Source organism: Saccharopolyspora taberi, assembly GCF_039534165.1.
Lineage (GTDB): Bacteria > Actinomycetota > Actinomycetes > Mycobacteriales > Pseudonocardiaceae > Saccharopolyspora_D > Saccharopolyspora_D taberi.
This window is the reverse complement of record NZ_BAAAUX010000020.1, coordinates 219,798-227,110: the sequence shown is the minus strand read 5'-3', so window position 1 is coordinate 227,110 and position 7,313 is coordinate 219,798. Positions and strand designations below refer to the sequence as shown.

6 protein-coding genes and 1 tRNA gene are annotated in these 7,313 nt (G+C 71.1%); 3 read left to right on the top strand and 4 right to left on the bottom strand.

The genetic code is table 11. The features are described from left to right. Positions 1 to 494 precede the first annotated feature (494 nt). Entirely contained in the window at positions 495 to 1,376 is an 882-nt protein-coding gene (gene rfbA, locus ABD691_RS25645; protein ID WP_344683904.1) for a glucose-1-phosphate thymidylyltransferase RfbA, read from the bottom strand. A gap of 37 nt (positions 1,377 to 1,413) precedes the next feature. Next, the gene (locus tag ABD691_RS25640; protein WP_344683902.1) at positions 1,414 to 1,905 is read right to left on the bottom strand and encodes a YajQ family cyclic di-GMP-binding protein; all 492 of its coding nucleotides are present in this window, start codon (positions 1,903 to 1,905) and stop codon (positions 1,414 to 1,416) included. Positions 1,906 to 2,029: 124 nt separating this feature from the next. Between ABD691_RS25640 and ABD691_RS25635 the strand changes: the two genes are divergently transcribed. Then, positions 2,030 to 2,110: transfer RNA gene (locus ABD691_RS25635), tRNA-Tyr, on the top strand. Positions 2,111 to 2,471: 361 nt separating this feature from the next. On the opposite strand, the gene ABD691_RS25630 is transcribed toward ABD691_RS25635, so the two are convergent. Continuing rightward, positions 2,472 to 2,732: a hypothetical protein gene (locus tag ABD691_RS25630; protein ID WP_344683900.1), complete on the bottom strand. Its 261-nt coding sequence runs from the start codon at positions 2,730 to 2,732 to the stop codon at positions 2,472 to 2,474. 219 nt (positions 2,733 to 2,951) lie between these two features. After that, positions 2,952 to 3,251 carry a hypothetical protein gene (locus tag ABD691_RS25625; protein ID WP_344683898.1) on the bottom strand — a complete coding sequence of 100 codons (300 nt, stop codon included), beginning with the start codon at positions 3,249 to 3,251 and terminating at the stop codon, positions 2,952 to 2,954. An 88-nt stretch (positions 3,252 to 3,339) separates the two neighbouring features. Between ABD691_RS25625 and ABD691_RS25620 the strand changes: the two genes are divergently transcribed. Further along, positions 3,340 to 4,314, top strand: coding sequence for an alpha/beta hydrolase (locus ABD691_RS25620; protein ID WP_344683896.1), 975 nt, complete (start codon positions 3,340 to 3,342; stop codon positions 4,312 to 4,314). A gap of 316 nt (positions 4,315 to 4,630) precedes the next feature. Continuing rightward, the gene (locus ABD691_RS25615) at positions 4,631 to 7,264 is read left to right on the top strand and encodes a putative bifunctional diguanylate cyclase/phosphodiesterase (protein ID WP_344683894.1); all 2,634 of its coding nucleotides are present in this window, start codon (positions 4,631 to 4,633) and stop codon (positions 7,262 to 7,264) included. Positions 7,265 to 7,313 lie beyond the last annotated feature (49 nt).

Below are 7,313 nucleotides of genomic sequence, written 5' to 3'. Positions count from 1 at the left end.
CGGATCTCAGCCACGGCAACCTCGGGGTCTCGGCCATGGCGGCCCGGCGACGATTTCGGCGCGGCAGCCAGGGGTCTCGGGCGCGGCGACCCCGGCTCTCTCGGCTACGGCAGCCCGGGTTATCTCGGGCACGGCAGCCCGGCGACGATCTCGGCGCGGGCCCCGGGATCTTGGCGCGGAAGCCCCGGGGTCTGGCCATGGCAGCCCCGGGGTCTCGGGCGCGGCAGCCCCGACGATTTCGGCGCGGGAGCCCCGGGAACCTCGGCGCGCCAGCCCGGCGATCCGGGCGGCCCGGCAGTAGTCCCTGGGACACCAGCGGTTCGGCCGCCCGAGATGCCGCCTCGACGCTTCGCCCGCGTCGATCCTGGTCTGGACGGCCCGAGTGCCGTGGCTTGGTTCGCGCCGGTCCCGGCCCGGACGATCCGGCTGCGGCGCCGATACCGTCCCGGCCCGGGCTGCCGATGCCGACCCGGGCTGCCGTGCAGGCGGATCGGTCAGCCCGGGGCCCCGGCGGCGCGGGCGACGTCCATGACGTACTGCCCGTAACCCGACTTCGACAGCTTCGCGCCGAGCGCGTGGCACTCCTCCGGCGAGATGAACCCCATCCGCAGCGCCACCTCCTCCAGGCACGCGATGCGCACGCCCTGCCGGTTCTCCAGCACCTGCACGAACTGGGACGCCTCCAGCAGCGAGGAGTGCGTCCCGGTGTCCAGCCACGCGAACCCGCGCCCCAGCTGGGTCAGGCGGGCCCGTCCGCGCCGCAGGTACTCCAGGTTGACGTCGGTGATCTCCAGCTCGCCCCGCGGGGAGGGGGCCAGTCCGCGGGCGATGTCGACCACGTCGTTGTCGTAGAAGTACAGGCCGGTGATCGCCTTGTTGGAAGCCGGGCGCTCCGGCTTCTCCACGATCGACACCAGCTTCCCGTCCCCGTCGACCTCGCCGACGCCGTAGCGCTCCGGGTCCTTGACCGGGTAGCCGAACAGCATGCAGCCGTCGAGGTTCCGCACGCACTGCTGCAGCAGCGAGGAGAACCCGTGCCCGTAGAAGATGTTGTCACCGAGGACCAGCGCCACCGGGTCCGAGCCGATGAAGTCCGCCCCGATCACGAACGCCTCCGCGAGCCCGTTGGGCTCCGGCTGCTCGGCGTACTCGATCCGGATGCCGAACTGCGAGCCGTCGCCGAGCAGCCTGCGGAACAGGGGCAGGTCGGCGGGCGTCGAGATGAGCAGGACGTCCCGGATCCCGGCCAGCATCAGCACGGACAGCGGGTAGTAGACCATCGGCTTGTCGTAGACCGGGAGCAGCTGCTTCGAGACGGCCTGCGTCAGCGGGTGCAGCCGCGTCCCGCTGCCACCGGCGAGCACGATCCCCTTCACCTGGACACCCCCTCCGGCAGCGGCGCGCGGCCGGTCGTCACCGGTAGTTCTCGAACTGCAGGGCGACGTCGAAGTCGGCCGACTTCAGCAGCGAGATGACCGCCTGCAGGTCGTCCTTCTTCTTGCCGGTCACCCGGAGCTGGTCGCCCTGGATCTGCGCCTGCACGCCCTTCGGACCCTCGTCGCGGATCTTCTTCGAGATCTTCTTGGCCACGTCCTGCGCGATGCCCTGCACCAGCTTGCCGGTCACCCGGTACACCTGGCCCGAAGACGCCGGCTCACCCACGTCGAACGCCTTGAGCGAGATGCCCCGCTTGATCAGCTTCTCCTTGAAGACCTCGATCGCCGCCTTGCAGCGCTCCTCGGTCTCCGACTCCAGGGTCACGGCCTCATCGCCTGCCCACTGGATCTTGGTGCCGGTGCCGCGGAAGTCGAACCGGTTCGCCAACTCCTTGGCCGCCTGGTTCAGCGCGTTGTCGACCTCCTGGCGGTCGATCTTGCTCACCACGTCGAATGACGGGTCTGCCACCTGTCTACCTCCTGCAGAGCGCAACGATTCGTCCACGCGACACGCTACCGCCACGCCCCCCTGCCAATCCGGTGGACGCCGGTATGTATCCTTTCCACGCAAGCCAGTTCAACTGGCGCGCGACGCCGGGTTGCCCGAGTGGCCAAAGGGAGCTGACTGTAAATCAGCCGCGCAAGCTTCGGAGGTTCGAATCCTTCACCCGGCACTCGAGAGTAGGGGAGCCCTGTCCACGGAATGCGTGGACGGGGCTCTCTTCGTATTGATGTTGGGGGGTTCGAACCCCCCAGGCCCCCCACGGTGCGGTGGGGGCTTTTGTTCGGTCGTCGCCTTGGGTGGCGTTCCCGGCCTGGGTTGATCTTTTCTTCGCTGGTGGCCCGGTACACCTTGTGACTGTCCTATGTGGATCCCGTGCGAGCCGCTGTCCGTTCCGGTGCCGGTAGTCGCCGGTGCGGTGCCAGTGGACGAGAGTCCGGACCATTCCGACGAGGTGCCGGACCGTTCCCGTGATGCAGGCGAGGAGTGGCTGCGGTGTGGGGGCCGGGTCGGGTCAGCCGGGCCGGGGCAGGTCAGCTGGGAGTGGGCGGGGTCGTCAGGCGGACGACCTCGGCTTCGAGGTCCAGTGGACCCGCGCCGGACTCGCGGTCGTCCTGCTTGGCGACCGCGACCCACTCCTGGTGCTCCAGCCGGTGCCTGGCGGCGGGCGTGAACAGGCCCTCGATCTCCATCGCGGTGGTCGCCGCGATGGTCGGCTGCTGGGCAGCCTCCTGCCCGGCAGCGGCGCGCAGTTCGCGCCTGCGGCGGGCCCGGGCCGCTCGGTCGATGGCCATTCCGCCAGATTAGCCGCAGGTGCGGCGAATGCGGCCGGTCGAGATCCGGATTGCCTTGCTGCGAGGGGAGAAACCGCCGTGCGGCTCCTTCGGGTGCTGTTCATGGTTGCTCCGTTCGACGGTTCGGCGTGCGGTGATCGCTTGAAACCATCGTGCCCAGGGCATTCGGCCTCGCGCCATGATCCGGCCATCAGTTCATTCGAACTGGTGAACGAATGCCTAGCGGGCTTCGTGCACCAGGGAATCGGCCTGGGTCAGGCCCGCGTCCAGGGCGCGGCGGGCCGGTTCGTCCAGCCCGTCGCGGAAGTCCGGGCCCGCGGCTTTGACCAGCACCATCAGGCGCTTCGCGATACCGCGGGCCTGGGTCAGGCGGATCTGCTCGGCCTCCAGGGCGCGACGGGAGTCCGTGATCAGCTTGCGGTAGCGGTCGTTGAGGTCCGCGCCGGCCACGACGTCCAGCGCGCCCAGCAGATCCGCGAGCTCGCCGGTGGCGACCTGGACGAAGTAGGGGTCCTGCACGGCGGAAAACCCTACGCGCCCGGGCGGATCGGCCCCGTGCGCGGAGGCGCTCCGGACGCGCGTCCGGATTTCGCCGTATGTTCAAGTCGTGGCTTCGAACGCCCGAACGACCTCCGAGCGCCCGGCCGAAGCAGGCGAGGGCTACTCCCACCACCCGCACTGGCTGAACTACCAGGAGTTCTTTCCCGGCGGCATGCGGCTGACCGCGGAGAACGCCCCGCAGGAGGAGTGGTGGAGCTGGCGCGGTGCGACCGTGCACCTCGACCTCGTGCCCAAACCGGACGCCCCCGCGATCCTCGTCGCCCTGCACGGTGCAGGCGGTTACGGCCGCATGCTCGCGCCCTACGGGCGGCTCCCCTCCACCGACGGCCTGGAGTACGTCGCGCCCGACCTGCCCGGGTTCGGCCTCAGCGATCCCGGCCGGAGGGCGGTGACCTACCGGAGGTGGGTCGACTGCGTCGTCGACCTGATCGCCGAGCGGCGCCGCGCGGACCCGCGGCCGGTCGTGCTCCTCGGCATCGGAACGGGTGGCCGCCTCGCCTACGACGTCGCGGCTCGCACTGAAGTGGCCGGGCTCGTGGTGACCTGCCTGGCCGACCCCCGGCGCGGCGAGGTGCGCAGGCGGCTCGCCGCACGTCCCGAGCTCAGCAGCTTCTCGGGGATGCTGGCGCTTACCCCGTGGCCGCTGCGGGAGGTGAAGGTGCCGGTGCACTGGCTGGCCAACGTCGCCGCCGCGTCGAACAACGTCAAGTTCGCCGACCTGGTCTGGGCCGACCCGCTGGGCGGCGGGAACTGGATCTCGTTCAACCTGGTCCGCAGCTACCTCAGCACCCCGCCGGTGGTCGAACCCGAGGACTTCCGCGGCGCTCCGCTGCTGCTGGCCCACCCGGAGGAGGACCGCTGGTTGCCGGTGCTGCTGTCCCGGCAGTTCTTCGACCGGGTGGCGGCGCCGACCCGGTTCGCGGCGCTGCGCGGGGCCGGGCACCTGCCGATCGAGGAGACCGGGCTGGCCGACCTCGACCGGGCCGTGCGGGACTTCCTGGACGAGATCGGGATAGGCTAGCCTCGAAGATCGTCACCACCCGTCGCGGGTGGACACGTACCGTGACGGCGCGGTTCGGTTGTTGCGGCCATGCTCACAGTCGTTTCGCGACTTTCTCCCCCGGTTTCGGGATTGCGTCCGCTGAGCTGGCCTGCCCGCGATATTGCCTGGTCGGCTGGTTTTCACGCGGTGAAAAGTCCGTCCCACATGGCGAACGTTCCCGCCGGCGGGGTGCGTCGTGGGCCATTGGCCCCTGGCCAAGGTCACCTGTCGTGAGTCACGATCCCGTACGGCAATCCGGTGCGGCCCCCGTGTCGCCAGGCGGGGAGGAGGGTGGATGATCGAGCGTCATCGCTCTCTGGAATCGCAGACGGCGCTGGACGCTTCCCGTCCACCCGTGCGCGCCGAGGTCGACCCGGTGCGCCGCCGGATCTTCACCTTCTTCTCGCTGGCGGTGCTGGTCGCCGGCGTCGCCGCGTCCGCGGTGACCTCGGCCTGGCTGCCGTTCCAGTACAACTCGAACCTGCTGCTGATCGGGCCGCTGCTGGCGATGGGCTTCCTGCTCGCCGAGCAGCTGACCATCGACGTGGACGTCAAGCGGGTCGGCTGGACCATCTCCTTCACCGAGATCCCGCTCATCCTCGGCCTGCTCACCGCCCCGTTCGAGGTGGTGCTGGCCGCGAACCTGCTGGCCGGGCTCGGCGCGCAGGTCGGGCGGCGGGCCGCCACCCACGTCGCCTACAACGCGGGCGTGATGTGCCTGGAGATCGCGGTGCCCTTCGCGGTCGCGCACGCGGTCAACCAGGCCATCGTCGGGATCGGGCCGGACTGGTTCGGGCCGGTCGTCGGCACCCTGACGTCTCCGCTGATCAGCTGCGGTTTCGCGCTCGCCGCCCTGCACGTGCTCGGCGGTGCGATGCGGGTCTCGGCCGGCGCGCGGCTGGCGGTCAACACGCTCGCGGTCGGGCTGCTCAACACCTCGGTCGGCCTGATCAGCTACGAGGTGGCCAGGAGCACGCTGTGGGGCTGGCTGCTGGTCGCGCTCGTCGCGGTCGCAGTGCTCGGCCTCTACCGCGCGTACTCGGGGCTGCTGCGGGAGCAGCGGGACCTCGAAGCGCTCAGCGACGTCAGCCTCAGCGTCGCCCGGTCCGGGCAGGCCACGGCGCGTGGACCGTCCGACGGCGGCGAGGCCGCGGAGGTGTCGGTCACCGAGTGGGAGCCGGTGGCCGAGCGGATCCGGGAGCAGCTCAACGCGAGCCGGGTCGTGCTGCGGCTCCGGCTGGACCCGAGCGGCGAGGTCAGCACGCTGGTCGCCGGGGATCCGCTGCCGGAGGCCGCGGAGCAGGCCGCTCCTTCCGCTCTCCGCGACGATCCGCTGCTGCAACTGCCGGGCAGCCACGTGCGTTCGTTCCGGACGCTGGAGGCGCCGGAGGAAGTGCGGCGGGCGCTGCGCCAGCGCGGGGCGTACGAGTCGCTGGTGGTGCCGCTGCGCGGTGCGAGCCAGCTGCTCGGCGCGGTGGAGGCGCATGACCGGGTCAGCCGCTGGCGCGGCTTCGGCCGGGCCGACGTGCGGCTGTTGCACACGCTCGCGAGCCACCTGGCCACCGCGATGGACAACCGCCGACTCCTCGCGCGGCTCCGGCATGACGCTTATCACGATCCGCTGACCGGGCTGCTCAACCGCACCGGCTTCCGCGAGATGGCCGCCGAGGAGCTGCGCAACGGCAGGACGGCCGTGGTGCTGCGGATGGACCTCGACGTGCTGACCACCGTCAGCGAGGCGCTGGGCTACACCTGGGGCGACCGGATGGTGGTCGCGGCGGGCCGCCGGATGCGCGAGGCGCTCGGCACCGACGCTCCGCTGGCCAGGCTGGAGGCCAACGCCTTCGCGGTGCTGCTGCTCGACCACAGCGAGGACGAGGCGCACGAGGTCGCCAAGCACCTGCGCGAGGTGATCGCCGAGCCGTACCCGCTGGACAAGCTGGTCGTCGAGGCCGCGGGCGTCGCGGGTTACGTGTCGTCGGCGCCGGGCGACGGCGAGCCGGAGAACGACGTCGACACGCTGCTGCAACGGGCCGATGTCGCGGTCCGGGCGGCGCGCAACGGCGAGGACGGGGTGCGCCAGTACGCGCCCGCGATGGGCCAGGTGTTCCTCCGCCGGTTCCAGCTGGTCACCCAGTTCCGGCAGGCGCTCGACTCCGGCCAGGTGGAGGTGCACTACCAGCCGAAGGTCTCGCTGCCGGAGCGGCAGGTCGTCGGGGCCGAGGCGCTGGTGCGCTGGTCGCACCCGGAGTACGGGCGGCTGGACCCGGACGAGTTCATCCCGGTGGTCGAGGCGACCGGGCTGGTCGACGCGCTGACCTCGTTCGTCATGGAGTGCGCCCTGGTCAAGGTGCGCAAGTGGCTGGACCGCGGGCTGCGGATGTCGGTCGCGGTGAACCTCTCTGTGCGCAACCTGGCCGACGAGTCCTTCCCGGACCGCGTCGCCGAGGCGCTGGGGCGCCACGACATCCCGCCCGAGCTGCTGACCTTCGAGCTGACCGAGTCGAGCGTCATGGAGGACCCGGAGCGGTCGATGCCGGTCCTGCGCAGGCTGCACGCGCTGGGCGTGGTGCTGGCGGTCGACGACTTCGGCACCGGGTACTCCTCGCTGGCGTACCTGCGGCAGCTGCCGGTGGACGAGGTCAAGATCGACAAGAGCTTCGTGCTCGGGATGGGGACCGACCTCGGGGACATGGCCGTGGTGCGCTCCATCGTCGAGCTGGGCCACTCGCTGGAGCTCGTCGTGGTGGCCGAGGGCGTCGAGGACGACGCCGCCCGCGACCAGCTCGTGGCGATGGGCTGCGACATCGCGCAGGGGTACCTGATCTCCCGGCCGCTGTCCGAGGACCGGCTGGAGGCGTGGCTCCAGGCGCGGACCGTGCGCCGCCGCGGGCCGAGATCCGAGACCGTGCTGACTCTCGTGCACTGACCTGCGGTTTCCCCCTTTGGGGACCCCCCGTTTCAGGGCCCCCGAGGGG

Excerpts from the sequence above, each read along its gene's own strand:
- ABD691_RS25630 (WP_344683900.1), bottom strand. The coding sequence starts at position 2,732 with ATGGCCATCGACCGAGCGGCCCGGGCCCGCCGCAGGCGCGAACTGCGC.
- ABD691_RS25615 (WP_344683894.1), top strand. The coding sequence starts at position 4,631 with ATGATCGAGCGTCATCGCTCTCTGGAATCGCAGACGGCGCTGGACGCT.